This window comes from Enterovibrio sp. FF113, assembly GCF_041439165.1.
Classification (GTDB): domain Bacteria; phylum Pseudomonadota; class Gammaproteobacteria; order Enterobacterales; family Vibrionaceae; genus Enterovibrio; species Enterovibrio norvegicus_A.
This window is the reverse complement of sequence record NZ_JBGONO010000010.1, coordinates 83,839-99,592: the sequence shown is the minus strand read 5'-3', so window position 1 is coordinate 99,592 and position 15,754 is coordinate 83,839. Positions and strand designations below refer to the sequence as shown.

13 protein-coding genes are annotated in these 15,754 nt (G+C 48.1%); 6 read left to right on the top strand and 7 right to left on the bottom strand.

The window, feature by feature from the left end; all coding sequences use genetic code 11:
- Positions 1-12: 12 nt before the first annotated feature.
- Positions 13-2,706 carry a molybdopterin-dependent oxidoreductase gene (locus tag ACED36_RS09905; protein ID WP_371733184.1) on the bottom strand — a complete coding sequence of 898 codons (2,694 nt, stop codon included), beginning with the start codon at positions 2,704-2,706 and terminating at the stop codon, positions 13-15.
- Between the two features lie 473 nt (positions 2,707-3,179).
- On the opposite strand from ACED36_RS09905, the gene cobA reads away from it, so the two are divergent.
- The 5 genes from cobA (at position 3,180) to ACED36_RS09880 (ending at position 10,368) form a co-directional block, all read left to right on the top strand.
- The gene (gene cobA, locus ACED36_RS09900; protein ID WP_371733183.1) at positions 3,180-3,968 is read left to right on the top strand and encodes a uroporphyrinogen-III C-methyltransferase; all 789 of its coding nucleotides are present in this window, start codon (positions 3,180-3,182) and stop codon (positions 3,966-3,968) included.
- Positions 3,969-3,978: 10 nt separating this feature from the next.
- Positions 3,979-6,564: a nitrite reductase large subunit NirB gene (nirB, locus tag ACED36_RS09895; RefSeq protein WP_371733182.1), complete on the top strand. Its 2,586-nt coding sequence runs from the start codon at positions 3,979-3,981 to the stop codon at positions 6,562-6,564.
- Between the two features lie 10 nt (positions 6,565-6,574).
- The gene (gene nirD, locus ACED36_RS09890; protein WP_016961331.1) at positions 6,575-6,907 is read left to right on the top strand and encodes a nitrite reductase small subunit NirD; all 333 of its coding nucleotides are present in this window, start codon (positions 6,575-6,577) and stop codon (positions 6,905-6,907) included.
- Positions 6,908-7,089: 182 nt separating this feature from the next.
- On the top strand, positions 7,090-8,565 hold the full coding sequence (locus ACED36_RS09885; protein ID WP_371733180.1) for a NarK family nitrate/nitrite MFS transporter: 1,476 nt from the start codon (positions 7,090-7,092) through the stop codon (positions 8,563-8,565).
- A gap of 3 nt (positions 8,566-8,568) precedes the next feature.
- Positions 8,569-10,368 carry a protein kinase gene (locus ACED36_RS09880; protein WP_371733179.1) on the top strand — a complete coding sequence of 600 codons (1,800 nt, stop codon included), beginning with the start codon at positions 8,569-8,571 and terminating at the stop codon, positions 10,366-10,368.
- 40 nt (positions 10,369-10,408) lie between these two features.
- Here ACED36_RS09880 and ACED36_RS09875 read toward each other — a convergent pair whose 3' ends face one another.
- Positions 10,409-11,029, bottom strand: coding sequence for a LysE family translocator (locus ACED36_RS09875; protein ID WP_016961334.1), 621 nt, complete (start codon positions 11,027-11,029; stop codon positions 10,409-10,411).
- Positions 11,030-11,291: 262 nt separating this feature from the next.
- Here ACED36_RS09875 and ACED36_RS09870 point away from each other — a divergent pair, with 262 nt between their 5' ends.
- Entirely contained in the window at positions 11,292-11,726 is a 435-nt protein-coding gene (locus tag ACED36_RS09870; protein WP_371733178.1) for a VOC family protein, read from the top strand.
- Between the two features lie 30 nt (positions 11,727-11,756).
- Here ACED36_RS09870 and ACED36_RS09865 read toward each other — a convergent pair whose 3' ends face one another.
- The 5 genes from ACED36_RS09865 to ACED36_RS09845 form a co-directional block, all read right to left on the bottom strand.
- A complete protein-coding gene (locus ACED36_RS09865; protein WP_371733177.1) occupies positions 11,757-12,098 on the bottom strand; it encodes a thioredoxin family protein in 342 nt (113 codons plus the stop codon).
- A gap of 77 nt (positions 12,099-12,175) precedes the next feature.
- On the bottom strand, positions 12,176-12,547 hold the full coding sequence (locus ACED36_RS09860) for a hypothetical protein (protein WP_016961337.1): 372 nt from the start codon (positions 12,545-12,547) through the stop codon (positions 12,176-12,178).
- A gap of 237 nt (positions 12,548-12,784) precedes the next feature.
- A complete protein-coding gene (locus tag ACED36_RS09855) occupies positions 12,785-13,954 on the bottom strand; it encodes a Gfo/Idh/MocA family protein (protein WP_371733176.1) in 1,170 nt (389 codons plus the stop codon).
- 53 nt (positions 13,955-14,007) lie between these two features.
- Positions 14,008-14,859, bottom strand: coding sequence for a class II fructose-bisphosphate aldolase (locus tag ACED36_RS09850; RefSeq protein WP_371733175.1), 852 nt, complete (start codon positions 14,857-14,859; stop codon positions 14,008-14,010).
- Between the two features lie 23 nt (positions 14,860-14,882).
- Complete coding sequence (locus ACED36_RS09845; RefSeq protein WP_017004131.1) at positions 14,883-15,740, bottom strand: 5-deoxy-glucuronate isomerase; 858 nt, start codon at positions 15,738-15,740, stop codon at positions 14,883-14,885.
- Positions 15,741-15,754 lie beyond the last annotated feature (14 nt).

Sequence of the window (15,754 nt, the reverse complement as noted above, 5' to 3'; positions counted from 1 at the left end):
GCTGCCTTTTTGTTATCCCGCTTTCTGAACCATTGACAATGCACTCGTACAAGCACGCAAAAGGCATTGTTCGATGTCGGATGCACAACTGCCACAGCCTGTCCCCGCCAACGTTAACTCGCTGATTGTCTTAGCATCAATGGATGGATTTTCAGCAATGAGATTCTCGATATCACTTTGCGTGACTTGCTTGCAGGTGCAGATAATGGGAGAACGCGTTGAAAGGGAATCAGCTAAGAAAGCGTGAATATCCTGATGCGTAAAGTGAGATGCTAAAAGCTGTGCAATATCGGGTTGACGCAGCTCGCTATCAATATTGAAAAGAGAAAATGCCATTGTTGGTTTCAATTGCTGAAAAACAACCGCTCTTCTCTGTGCGGGCTGTCCACCTTGAATGATGGCATCCTCATCACCTAAGAATGAGTCCAAAAGCGTGGCATATACCTCGTCGATCTCGTTAGAAAATTGAAGTTGATAAACGTAGCCCCCTGAGACTTTCTGCTTTACCCAATATTCGGCACAAAACTGACTCAATTGCCTGTGCGAAAACGGTGATGAACGGCAGATTTGAAGGCTGGTTTTTACAAACATTGGCTGAACCATCACTGGTGTAGCTTTCAACTCAGGTTGCCCTGAAATTGGATCGGTAATCGCCGGAATGAGTGCGTCTGTTTTACCTCCTGAGCAGTGAGTTTGGCTCCAGTGAATGGGAGCAAAGCATTGTCCTACCAGAACGTGACGAGTGACGCTTGCTCGAAATACTTGCGTACTGATATTGCTACTGACTTTTACCAACTGACCATCTCTAATACCCCGATCGGATGCATTAAAAGGGTGGATCTCTAGCATGGGTTCACTGTCATGAGTGTTGAGAATGCTCGATAAACCCGTGCGAGTCATGGTGTGCCATTGATCCCTAATTCGACCTGTATTTAAGATAAGTCCATAGCGTTCGCTAATGGCATTGGCTGGAGGCTGATGATCAACAGTGATGAACTTTGCTTTTCCATCCGGCGTCGAAAACTGTCCATCACTAAACAAGCGTTCACTTTCGCCCGTCGTGCTGTTAACAGGCCATTGAATTGGAGACAGGTCGTTATACGCCTCATTGGTCATGCCGTTTAGCCCTGACAGGTTCAGCATTCTTTTACTTCTGTCTTCGGGACGATTTCCTATGTTGGTCTGTGCAACATACTCCCTGAAAATATCGGCCTCTGTCTGGTAATTAAAGGCGTCATGGAAACCCATTCGTTTGGCGACCTCGCTGACTATCCACCAATCAGGTTTGCCTTCGCCTGGTGTAGGCAGCAATCGACGCTGTCGAGAGATGCGACGCTCTGAGTTAGTCACTGTGCCTGATTTTTCGCTCCAGCCTTGAGCGGGTAAGCAGACGTTTGCGTGACGAAGCGTTTCTGTATCAGCAACACAGTCTGAAACAATCACGAGTGGGCAGTCAGATAAAATGCGATTGATCCTGTCGCTGTCAGGTAGGCTTACCGCTGGGTTGGTCGCCATCACCCAAATGGCTTTTACGTTTCCTTTTTCAATCGCATCGAACATATCGATGGCTTTTAGCCCTGGTTTGGTTGCTAGAGTGGGCGCTTTCCAAAAATCTTTCACCAGCGAAAGGTGCTCGTCGTCACCAAATTCAAGATGCGCGGCCAGTGTGTTTGCCAGCCCACCCACTTCCCGCCCACCCATGGCGTTTGGTTGGCCGGTAATTGAAAACGGTGTACTACCGGGTAGCCCAATACGGCCAGTGGCTAGGTGGCAATTAATGATACTGTTTGCTTTGTCAGTGCCACTCGTGGATTGGTTAATGCCTTGAGAAAACACAGTGGTGGTGAGCGGTGTTGAACAAAACCATTGATAGAAGGTTTCTATGTCCGTTGTTTTTAAGCCCGTCTCTAACGCCACCGACGTTATTGTGGAAAAACGTTGTGCTTGGGTAAGGGTTTGTTCAAATCCGACAGTATGAGAATCGATGTAGGTTTGGTTGATATGCTGATGTTTGACAAGGTATGCCAGTAAGCCGTTAAACAAAGCAATATCGCTGCCAGAAAATAGGGGGAGATGTAGGTCGGCTATCTCGCAACTACGGGTTTCTCTTGGGTCAATAACCACGATTTTGGTTCCGCGTTTTTCTTTGGCTGCTTTCAATCGTTGGTATATCACTGGGTGACACCAAGCAAGGTTAGAGCCCGTGAGTACAACGAGATCGGCTAACTCAATATCTTCATAATTACCGGGAACAATGTCTTCTCCAAATGCACGTTTGTGACCCGCTACGGCAGAGGCCATACACAAGCGAGAATTGGTGTCGATGTTTCCGCTACCGATAAACCCTTTCATCAACTTATTTGCTACGTAGTAATCTTCTGTGAGTAATTGTCCAGAGACATAAAACGCCACGGCATCTGGGCCATGTTGTTCAATGATTGATGAAAGTGATGAAGCGACATGGCTTAAGGCATCATCCCAACTGCAATTTTGTCCTTCAATGGACGGGGAGAGCATTCGGCCTTCTGTTGCGACGGTGTCACCTAGCGCCAATCCTTTTGAACACAATCGGCCATAGTTGGCAGGGTGTTGGCTATCTCCCCTGACTTCAAGCTTTCCAGAGGTGTGTATTTTCGCCTCGATGCCACAACCTACGCCACAATAAGGGCAGGTTGATGTTGTCCATTCTGATTGATTCTTTGACATGACGAGTTCATTCCTTTTTTTCCTCTGAATGATCTCTACAAGCAATCACTACGCCATTAATACCATCTCTTTGTTTTTATTTTTTCACATCAATTAAACGGTGTTTTTATTGTTTCTTATGATGAGATTTAACGTCATTCCATTTAATGAGAATAAAATGCTTTGTATTGGTGCAATATAAGGTTCTCTTTTTGGTGCGAAATATTCCTAGTGCGCACTATTAACGAGCAATGGTGTTGAGTGTGTGGGTGTTATTTTATTTTTCATATCAGCCATGGGTGTTATGAGTGTTATTAATTCATTAGTAAAATCATTGAATTGAAAGGTGTGATGATTTCTATTTTAATTGCTGGCACTTAAATTGCTGATAGCTCTATATATTCGGCAGGTCTTTTTGAAAAGATGGCTTTTAGTAAAGAAAGTGAGAGGCAAGGATGTCCGACAATTCAACAGATAAACGGCGAGCTTCTTTTATGACCGCTAAGCATCAGAATATTGGCAAAGTATATCTTGTGGGCGCAGGGCCTGGCGATCCCGATCTGATGACGGTGAAGGCGCTTCGGTGTATTCAACAATCAGACGTCATTGTGTATGACCGTTTGGTTAGCGACGAAATCATTGCATTAATCCCATTCGGGAAAAAACATATTTTTGTCGGTAAAGCGAAAGATAAGCACAGCGTTTCTCAGGCTGACATTAATTGCATTTTGGTTGAAGAAGCAAAAAAAGGGAAAACCGTCTGCCGACTTAAAGGCGGCGACGTCTTTGTATTTGGTCGTGGCGGAGAGGAGATGCAGGTACTTCATCGAGAAGGTATATCTGTCGACGTCGTTCCGGGTATTACCGCGGCGAGCGGTTGTACTAGTTATGCGGGTATTCCTTTAACACATCGCGGCGTTTCACAGGGTTGCACATTTGTCACCGCACATTCAGAACATGACCTCGAAGTGAATTGGTCTGCCCTCGCATCACTCAACCAAACATTGGTGTTTTACATGGGTCTATCCAAGCTTGAATTCATCTGTCATGAGCTTCTTGCCGCGGGTCTATCCGCCACAACACCGGTCGCCGTTATCGAAAAAGGCTGCACCTCAGATCAGCGTGTTTTCATCAAAACACTTTCAGACATTCACGCTTATATCGCAAATAAAGGTGTTCAGTCACCGGCACTCATCGTGGTCGGTCATGTGGTATCGCTTGCCTACGAACTGGATTGGTTTGTCGTCCAATCGCAAGAACACATTGAAAAGCTTTCAGCATAGGGAAAGGATTATGGACAAGAAACGCATTGTCGTTGTTGGGAATGGCATGGTAGGGCACAGGTTCATCGAAGAACTGTGCGACAGAAACAATAACAACGAATTTGAGATCATCACGTTTTCGGAAGAACCTCGTCTTGCGTACGACAGGGTGCAGCTAAGCAGCTTTTTTAGCGGTAAAACAGCCAATGATCTGATGCTAACCAGTGAAGAAGCGTATGACGACAAAGGCGTCCACTATTACTTGAATGAAAAAGTGGTCGCCATTCAACGAGAAAATAAATGTGTAGTGACTGACAAAGGGCGCGAAGTGTTTTACGACAAACTCGTGCTTGCAACGGGCTCATATCCATTTGTTCCGCCAATCCAAGGTAACGATCAAGCGCATTGCCATGTTTACCGAACGATAGAAGACTTGGAAGCCATCCGAGCATCCGGTGACACAAGTCAGGTTGGTGTGGTTGTGGGCGGGGGGTTGTTAGGCCTAGAGGCCGCGAACGCGATACAGAATATGGGTCTTGAAACCCATGTGGTTGAGTTCGCGCCGCGTCTAATGGCGGTACAGCTTGATGATGGCGGCGGTGAATTACTTAAGCAAAAAATCACCTCGCTTGGCGTGACTATTCACACGGAAAAGGCGACTAAGGCTATCTCGGCTGGCAATGCGTCTCGCTACAAACTGGAATTTGCCGATGGCAGTGAATTGGAAACCGATGTCGTTGTGTTTTCGGCCGGTATTCGTCCTCAAGATGCATTGGCTAAGGCTCATGACCTAGCGCTTGGTGAACGTGGCGGCATTGTCGTCAACGATAGCTGCCAAACCAGTGACACTGATATTTATGCCATTGGTGAGTGTGCCTTATGGGAAGGACGCATTTTCGGATTGGTCGCCCCCGGTTATCAAATGGCGAGGGTTGTTGCAGCGAAACTGTGCGGAGAAGAGGCTGCGTTTAAAGGCGCAGACATGAGCACTAAGCTGAAGTTATTGGGTGTTGATGTCGCCAGTATTGGTGACGCGCATGGCAATACGCCGGGAGCACAGTCTTACACCTTCTCTGACGGCATTGAGCAAGTCTACAAGCGTGTGATTGTGTCTGAAGATGGAACCAAACTGTTGGGTGCGGTGCTGGTTGGCGATGTAGACAGCTACTCCCACTTATTGCAAACCATGCTCAACGATTTGCCGTTACCTGAATTCCCATCAGTACTTTTACTTTCCGACGGAGCCGCTGACTCTGATACTGGGTCGGCAGGGCTTGCAAGCTTGCCGGATACTGCGCAGATATGTTCATGTTATGACGTTACCAAAGGGACCATAAAAGCGGCTGTGGCTGCAGGTTGTTCGTCCATGGCGGAATTGAAAGCAGAAACCAAAGCATCTACCGGTTGCGGCGGCTGTGCAGCGTTAACCAAGCAAGTCATGGACACAGAACTGGCCGCGTTAGGCCATGAAGTGAACAACGACCTTTGTGAGCATTTTCACTACACACGCCAGGAATTGGCGGACATTGTTCGCATCAAGAAAGTGAAAACTTTCGATGACTTGCTTGAAAGTCACGGGTCAGGTCTTGGTTGTGATATTTGTAAACCCACCGTAGGGTCGATTCTGGCGTCATTTTGGAATGACTATGTGCTAAAAGACGAGCACATCGGTTTGCAAGACACCAATGATAACTACCTCGGTAATATGCAAAAAGACGGTACATATTCCGTCGTGCCACGTGTTGCGGGTGGCGAAATCACACCAGACAAGCTGATTGTATTGGGACAGGTCGCCAAACAATATGATCTGTATACCAAAGTCACGGGCGGTCAGCGTATCGACTTGTTTGGTGCGCAATTGCACGAATTGCCTGACATTTGGAAAATTTTGGTTGATGCGGGGTTTGAAACTGGTCACGCCTACGGTAAATCCGTACGAACAGTGAAATCATGTGTGGGCTCGACTTGGTGTCGCTATGGCATCGATGACAGTGTCGGTTTCGCCATCAACATCGAAGATCGCTACAAAGGCCTCAGATCGCCGCACAAGCTCAAATTCGCTGTGTCAGGCTGTACGCGTGAGTGTGCGGAAGCGCAATCAAAAGACATCGGTATCATCGCCACTGAAAATGGCTGGAACCTCTATGTCTGCGGAAACGGCGGCATGCGTCCTCGCCATGGTGATTTATTTGCCTCCGATCTTGATCGTGTTGATTTGATCAAATACATCGACCGCATTTTGATGTTCTACATCCGCACTGCTGATCGTTTACAGCGCACGTCCGTTTGGCTCGAAAACCTCGAAGGCGGGTTGGATTACCTCAAGCAGGTGGTCATTGAAGACAAACTTTTGATTGCCGACGAGCTAGAAAAAGAAATGGCTGAAAGCCTCGGGCAATATCAATGCGAGTGGAAAACCACCATTGAATCGCCAGAAAGGCTCAAACGCTTTAAGCACTTCATTAATAGCGAGCAAGCCGACAGTGGGTTGAAATACATCACTGAGCGGGGGCAAAGAGTACCCGCGCCAGCTGAAAAAGAAACATTGGCAGATGGTGTCGGCGTTCAACAGGCTGAGAAAGTCCAACGTATTGATGTTGTTGAGATACAAGGTTAAGGAGACGGAAATGACACAATGGCAAACGATTTGTCGTAAGCAAGATTTGGTTAAAAACACGGGTGTTTGCGCGTTATTTGATGAAAAACAAGTGGCGATTTTTCTCTGCGGTCAAACAGACACCTTGTACGCCATCGACAATTTCGACCCAATTGGTAAGGCCAATGTTTTGTCTCGAGGAATGCTTGGCTCATCGGGTGATAAAACCGTGATTGCGTCACCGCTTTATAAACAGCATTTCTGCCTCGAAAGCGGTGTCTGCATTGAAGATGACTCGATCTCCGTTGGTACGTATTCAGTGAGGTGCCATGAAGGAGATGTGCAGCTGGCTGCGATGGGTTAATAGCTGAAAACGCGACCACTTAGCCGATTAATCAAGGAATAAAAAATATTGCCGTGATGGCGTTGTTCAATCAGCGCCTTATCGCGACGGGCTAACTGTGCCCCAAAAATAGGAACAGAGATTTTGATTGCGGAAATTAAATTCCGCAATGCCAGGGATTATTAATTGATGAGGATGTCGAAATGTCAGGAAGTGAGAAATTCAACCTGTTTTCATTTACAGGGAAAATGAAAATACTCCATTTAAGTTGGTTTGCATTTTTTATTACGTTTATGGTGTGGTTTAATTTCGCGCCATTGCTTCAGTCTGTAAAGGAATCATTGGGACTCACCACCGCCGAGATCAAAACCCTGCTTATTTTAAACGTGGCATTTACTATTCCGGCTCGGGTGGTCGTTGGTATGCTAACGGATAAATATGGCCCTCGTATTGTTTATTCACTTTTACTCGCCATTTGTTCGATTCCCTGCTTCGTTTTTGCCCTATCCGACAACTTCGTACAAGCGGCGATTGCACGTTTTGCACTTGGCTTAATCGGCGCCGGTTTTGTTGTTGGTATTCGTCTTGTGTCTGAGTGGTTCCCGCACAATGAACTTGGTACCGCTGAGGGTATTTATGGGGGCTGGGGTAACTTTGGTTCTGCCGCAGCAGCCTTCACGTTGCCGACTGTCGCTCTGATGTTTGGTGGCGAAGATGGTTGGCGCTATGCCATGGGTATCACAGGCTTGATGAGTCTGCTGTTTTCCTTTGTGTTTTATCGCAGCGTAACGGATACACCAAAAGGTGCGACCTATTACAAACCGAAGAACGCGGGTGCAATGGAAGTCACATCAAAAGCTGACTTCTACTTGTTGCTGTTGATGAAAATGCCGATGTATGGCGCGCTAGCGCTACTTGCATGGAAGCTTTCGCCATCAGGTATTGGTATGTTCTCTACGACAGTCGTCACCATGATTTACGTCGGTCTCGCGCTGATCTATGTGTTCGATTCACTGCAAGTGTGGAAGGTGAACAAGCATATTTTCAAAGAGGCCGTGCCTGAAATTCATCAATACAAATTCAAACAAGTCGCAGTCTTGAACATCTTGTACTTTGCGACGTTTGGTTCAGAACTTGCGGTGGTATCAATGCTGCCCCTGTTCTTCTTAGACACGTTTGAGCTCACACCTGTGATCGCTGGCATGGTGGCTTCTGCTTACGCCTTCATGAATTTGATGTCGCGCCCGGGTGGTGGGTGGCTATCTGATAAATTTGGACGCAAACCAACACTGCTTATTCTTACTGCGGGCTTAGCGTTAGGCTACTTAGTGATGGGACAGGTTGACGGTACATGGCCTGTCTGGTTGGCCGTGGTTGCGGCGATGGGGTGTTCTTTCTTTGTTCAATCTGGCGAAGGTGCCGTGTTTGCCGCTGTGCCTTTGATTAAGCGTCGAATGACAGGCCAAATCGCAGGTATGACAGGCGCTTACGGTAACGTTGGTGCAGTGGTATATCTAACCGTTTTATCGCTGGTGGACTACAGCACCTTCTTCCTGATTATTGCTGGTACAGCAGTGGTTGGATTTATCACGCTACTCTTTATGGAAGAGCCGTCAGGGCAAATTGCAGAAGTGAATGACGATGGCAGTATTACCATGATCGACGTAGCAAAAGCGTAAGCGATGAAACCAGAAAGTCATTCAACGGCAGCGGATTGCAGTGCTGCCATTTCATTCGCTGGGAAGCAGGTTCAGCCTGCTTCCCAGCTTGTGGTTCGCGCGGGTGGTTGTTCAGTCGCGGGCATCAAAGTACCTAATCAAGATGCCTTTGCGGTTAGCATCCCTAACAAACTCAGTGAGCTTAAACATAAAGGTGTGGTTGCTGCGATTGCAGATGGCGTGAGTTGTAGCGATATCAGCCAAAAAGCCAGCGAAATGAGCGTGACGGAATTTATTGATGATTACCTCGGCACGCCGGTGACATGGACGGCAAAAGCCTCTGCGAGCAAGGTGCTCAAATCACTCAACCATTGGTTATATCATCATGCTCAACAAGCTGGAACATCCTCCAGTGCCATGGTTGCTGCATTTTGCGGCGTTGTGGTGAAATCTAACACTGCCCATGTTTTTCATGTGGGAGATTGTCGCGCCTATCTGTTTCGTCATCACTCGCTTACACCTCTGACACAAGATCATCGCCATTACACTGGAAAGACACAACATCATTTGACCCGCGCGTTAGGCATCGATAGCCATCTCAACGTCGATTATCGGTCAGTAGCGGTTGAGCGGGGCGATATTGTGATGATGTCGAGTGATGGCCTGCATGATGTGTTGTCTGATAAGCAGATCGCTGATCGCTTAGAGGGTATCGAGGAAGATAGTGATCTTCAGTTAGTCGCGGAAAATTTAGTCTCAGATGCGCTGGCAGCAGGCAGTGATGACAACGTTACCTGCTTAGTGCTGACCATTGATGCTTTGCCTTCTGCGACATTTGATGAAGCAATAAGAGAGTTGTCGGAACGCGTCATTCCGCCTGTTTTGCGTGAAGGAGTGAAGATCGATCACTATGAGGTTGTCCGTGTACTTTACAGCGGCAGTCGAAGCCACATTTATCTGGCACGCAGTGATCTGGATGGTAAACGGTACGTGTTGAAAATGCCGTCGCAAAACTTTGCCGATGATGCGGTTTATCTCGCTGGATTTATCCGAGAAGGATGGATTGGTGAGCAAATCAAGCAACCCGGTGTGATGAAAATCCATCCGCCATCTCAACACTCACCGTTTCTCTACCATGTTTGCCAATACCTTGATGGCATGACGTTTCGAGAGTGGATGGTAGATTTCCCATCACCCACGTTGTCTCAGGTGCGCACTTTGGCGAAAGGAGCAATTCGTGCCATGCGTGTGTTGCAGAGAATGTCGGTGGTGCATCGTGATATCAAGCCAGATAACCTCATGGTCGACAAAGACATGAATGTGACGCTAATTGATTACGGCACCGCGCAGGCTGATGGGTTAAACGAATTGGGTGAGAACATCGAAGAAGGCTATCCAGTCGGCGATCTAAATTACGCAGCGCCGGAATATATCAAAGGACAGAATGCGACATTAGCGTCTGATGTGTTCTCGCTTGGAATGACGGTTTATGAACTGCTCACCGGACATTTGCCATACAAGCCTGTTAATGCGGCAAACCCTCGTGCGGCGCAGCAGAACGACTATGTGCCAGCGACAGTATACCGGCCTGATATTCCTGATTGGTTTGATGCCGCGTTAAAAAAAGCGTGTCATCCGATCCCTGCGGCTCGTTATCAGGTGCTGTCTGAGTTTGAGCAAGATCTGTTGAAGCCAAACCGCAAATTGGAAAAGGCTAATCAATCGCGGTCTTTGTTGGAGAAAAACCCGCTCCGGTTTTGGAAAGGGTTATCGGTGATGTTGTTTGTGCTGGTGTTACTGCAATTTGGTCTATTGATCAGTTAACACATAACATCCAATACTTATCGCCAAATCTTCTCACGCATTAACGCTGTGCTGTCAGCGCGAGCATCGCGCCAATGCCGATGAAAGTGCCTCCAAATGTTCTCGGTAACCACTTAGATGTGGTAAGGCTTTTCGAGCGTTTTAAGGCTTTTACTCCCCAATATCCGTAGCCAGATAAACAGGTGATTGAGCAACACATCAAGGTCACCACCAAAATTGAAAACTGTGGGATCAAAGGCTGGCTTATTTCAATGAACTGCGGAAAGAGTGCCGTGGTAAACACGATAGCTTTAGGGTTCGTTAATGCAACCAACACGCCTTGGAGATAATAGCTGCGAGTCTTGTTTGTGTCAGGCGCATCGGAGAGTGAAATCTCGATGCCATTTCGCCAAACTTTGATGCCAAGGTAAACCAAGTAGCAGGCGCCCAGCAGTTTGATGACCATAAACGCGGTGGCAGAACTGAGAACGAGTGCGCTCAAGCCCAGCACTGAAAATGACGACATGATAAACAAACCAGTAATATTACCCGCGACGGTAAACAAGGCTTTTCCTAGCCCAGAACGCAGCGAATGCGTCATCACCAATAAGATAGCAGGGCCTGGAGAAAGGGCTGCGAGGAAGGCAATAGAGAGAAACGCGAGCCAAGTTTCAACCGTCATTTTGTTCCATCCTTGTTATATTTTCTGAGCGTGAGATGCGCTGTTAATCCATCACATCATTGTTCGGGAAAAATTGAAATAGTGACGTGTTGTTATGTTTATTTATAACTGAGACAAACACAGTTTTATCGTCAATGCCGTGGCATGCCAACGCACCATTCTTATAAACCATTCAACCTTTAGTGACGGGCAAACTATGATTTAGTCAGCAAATTCAATCAGGATACTCAATCACGAAACTAAGCCTCTAGGGAGAGAACCCATGACATTGACACCTTTTCACGTCGCGATTCCGGTAAGAAATCTAGAAGAGTCACGCCGATTCTATGCTGATGTGTTGAATTGTGGGGAAGGGCGAAGCAGTGACGAGTGGGTTGATTTCAACCTCTATGGGCATCAACTTGTCATTCATTGCGACCCCAATATAGGCGAAAACAATACGCTAAATCTGCATCACAATGCTGTCGATGCCAAAGCCGTTCCGGTTCCACACATTGGTGTTGTGCTTGAGATGGAAGATTGGCAATTGCTGGCTGACAGGTTAAAAGAAAAAGGGGTTGAGTTTGTCATCGAACCTTATATTCGTTTTGTTGGTCAACCGGGCGAACAAGCCACCATGTTTTTTCTCGATCCGACCGGCAATGCGTTGGAATTTAAATCGTTCAAAGACATTGATGGTCAATTGTTTGCGAAATAGGTGATGGGTCGCCAACCGTTTAAATACGAGTTAGGTATCAACGTCGGTGAGTAAATCTCCGATTTCATCGGGGTGAATGGGGCGCACGACGCGCTCAATGTCGACACCGTCGTTAAGCAGTATCAACGTAGGCCACAGCTTAACGTTAAAGGATCGCCCCAGTCGTTTTCCCTTGCCGTCATAAACTTTAATGTGTGGAATTGAAAGCCCAGCTAAGGCTTCCTTCACCGCAGGCTCTGCCGCTTGGCAGTATCCACACCAAGGTGCTCCAAACTCGATAATGGCAATACCTTGCAAGGCTTGAACCTCTTCGATCGTCGGGCCGTCTTCTGCATAGTCTGGGTTGAAGCCCGTTGTGGTAGCTTGGATCATCGGGTGTCCTCCGTGACAGTGATTCGAATTTCTAAATGCTAAACATGAAAGGCGACCTTGGTCTCCTTTCATGTTTATTAGGTCCAACGCTTAATGGCATCGGCCGTGTCGCTGGGATTGGTGTTGAAGCAAATGGTCGCTTGCGGTGCGGCTTTGTGTACTGCGTTAACCAGTTTTTCAAACACAAGAAAATGGTCGTCATCACGACGCACGCCTGCGCCGATCAGCACGCAATCATAGGGTTGACCTTGAAGTGCCTCTGTTGCAGCGTCATAGGCGGTTTCACCATCTCGGATATAGTGCAATGTAACCGCGTATCCAAGGGCAACAAGCTTATCTCTGTCACCTTCAAGCATGGCGCGAAGCTTTTCTGCGCTCATTCCTGGCCATTTTTCGTAGTTCACCACATCTGGGTGCCAACCAAAAAGTGCGATTTTTTTGTCTGACATAGCTCCTCCTGAGCATTCACTATTGCTTGTTAATATAGACTGGTGGCGACGATGAGGTTGTCTGAGTTATAAGCCTGAATATTAATTCTTTTGAGGAGCACAGTGAGGAAAAGCGCATGTGGGAGCGGGAGAGGAAAGAGAGAACGGAATGAATAAGCAGCAAGGTGAAGAGAAAAAGGCGAGCAGACCGACGACGGGCTACCTGCTCGCAAGCATGTAAATCGATAAAGTAGAAGGTTAAGTGAGATCTTTCACGGGTTCCCACTTGCCGTCGTTATCACGAGAGCGGACGGCGGCGTAAACAAAAGCCATACCTTGTGCGCCTTCCTCAACGGTTGGGTTCCAGAGGCTCAAGGGATCGGGGGTCTCGTTACGTAAATCATCCACGATATTGGAAGCGAAATCGTAGTACAGGTTGGCAAACGCTTCTCGGTAGCCTTCAGGGTGACCAATCGCCACATGAGACACGCGCGAGCCTGCGCCAGTCAGTCCTGTTCCACCTTTAGTGAGAATATAAGCGGGCTTGTCGATAGGGCGAACGAGCAATTCGTTTGGTTGTTCTTGATGCCACTCCAGGCCGCCTTTTGTGCCGTAAAGGGTGAGATTCAGACCATGTACGCCACCAGCGGCAGCTTGGGTGACCCAAAACACGCCGCGCGCCTTGTTGGGATAACGCAGCAAAATTCCGCAGTAGTCATCGGCATCACGCCCATCAACCAAAGCGGTGACGTCGGCACTTAAAGAGGCCGCCTCCATGCCCATCACATAACTGGCGAGGTGATAACTGTGGGTCGCAATATCGCCAAGGATCAACGATGGGCCTGCGAGTTCCGGTTTCATGTGCCAGTTCGCACCAGACAGCTCCGATTCGGTTAGCGTGGCAAGATGCCCCTGCACATAGTTACTTTGCACCATGGTGATGTTACCAATAACACCTTGCGCGACAAGGTCTCTGGCTTGTCTTACCATCGCGTAGCCACTGTAACCATAGGCCACGCAGTAACGCTTTCCAGCCGCATTGACTCGCTTGACCAAATCCGCAGATTCTTCTTCGGTCATGGTCAGTGGCTTTTCACAAAATACGTTGAAACCTGCATCCAGCGCACGACAAGAAAGGTCATAGTGGCTGTTATTGGGCGTCATGATCGCCAGTGCATCGATGGGTTCATCTGCATTTGCTTCACCCGCGAATAACGCGTCGGGATCGGCATAAGGGCGAGCGATACCCATTTCTTTGCCCGCGATCAAGGAGCGTTCAGGATTGGATGAAAATACCCCAGCGACAACTTCAAATTCTTCATGCATGGTGGCGGCTGAACGGTGAATGGAGCCAATGAAAGAATCCGGCCCACCGCCAATCACGCCTAATCTCAACTTTCTTCCCAACTTCTGATATGCCTTGCTCATTATTACGTCCTTTTGAATGGATATCGCCCCGATGAATCGATAACTAGCGTGGGTTATTTAAGCAGTGGTTGGCGTGTGGACGCCAATAATGCGAGCACTCTGGCTGCTTCGTTCTGCAGCACTGGCATGGCTTTTCCTGCGAAATACTGACGGTCATATTTGTCAGGCTCTTGCTGCATGGACTCGCGAATAGCTTGACCAAATGCCATACGAAGGGAGGTGCCGACGTTGAATTTCGCCACTCGTTGTTGTTTAAGCGTGAGAAGGTCAGCCTCAGCAATGCCCGTTGTGCCATGAATGACTAAAGGCAGAGTGGTGGCCATTTCAATTTTCTTCAGCAAGTCGAAATCGATTGGGCTATTCGCTTCGGTTTTCCGATGGACATTGCCGACAGACACTGCAAGCGCATCAATGCCGCTTTCTGCCGTATATCGAGTGGCTTCTTCTGGGAGTGTCGCCATAGATATAATGTGGTCGCGACCTTCTTCATAGGGGACAGAACCTAGCTCGCCTTCAACGGTGACACCAACCGCGTGGGCAACATCCACGACTTGGCGTGTACGGCGGATGTTTTCTTCAAGCGGCAGTTGTGAACCATCAAACATCACAGAACTAAAGCCTGAATGAATGGCACGATAAACAATGGCTTCTTCATAACAATGGTCTAAATGAACACAGACAGGCACGGAACTGGCTTTTGCCATTGGCACCAACATGCCGCCCATGGCTTCGACGCCCACCAAGTCCACCATGTCCTTGTTGACGGCCAGAATAACGGGCAATGAAATGGATTCAGCGGCAGCAATAATGGCTTTGGCTTCTTCAAGACCAAATACATTGCAACATGCCACTGCGCCATCAGATACAGCGGCGCTTGGGAGCAAGTCGTTCAGGTTTACTAGCATCGGTTCGTCCTTTTAGATTACGGCTACTTAAATTTAGCAACCATGTCTTTGATGCCGGGGATCGTGTGCACTTGATACTCATGATGGGGGTCAAAATGCTGTACCAATGATTTACTCGTTTCACCCACGATGATGGTGAAGTAATACATTTCGTAACCCGGCGCGGCGACAGAAGGGTGGTAGCCCTTGTCGATGGCAATCACGCTGCCAGTGCGAACGTGATAAACCGGCCCGCAATCATCTTCATGTTCGTAAAGAAACTGAGCACCAAAGCCGAAGTCAGGGTTAAACCTAAATTGGTAGACCTCTTCGTAACGGGTTTCTTGCGGTGCACGATCTTCATCGTGCTTGTGCGGTGGAAAACCTGACCACCCGCCAGCACCCACGGTAAACAATTCGCTGACCAGCATGCGACCGCGTTTGTCGGCATTTTTCTGGCCGAAGATATGTTTAATTTTGCGGTGGGTCTTGGTGTCGTCACTGCCGTACTGAATTTTGTCCGTCTCTTCGGGTTGAACGGCGAAGGCAGAAAGCGCGTGCCCTGCTTCTTGCTCGTAGCGTCCACCTGCAATCATCACATCGGCTTCGTCAGAAACGCATGTCACGGTGACATCGCTACCCACTGGCGCGTATACCGCCGCGGGGTCGCCATCCCAAACAGAGGCGCGCTTGCCGATGCCGCTAAACGTTTCGCCATCGACAGTGATGTCGCAGGTACCACCTGCGAGTACCACTGCGGATTCATAGTCATCTAGTTTGTAGCTATGGCTTTCGCCTTTTTTAAGACGAACGGGGTTGAAATAGCAAAGGGGGGTGGTGTCGTCATTGACGCCAACAACGGGCGCATTTTTGTTATCAAACGGCGGGATATGTTTTCCCATGATCTACTCCTTAA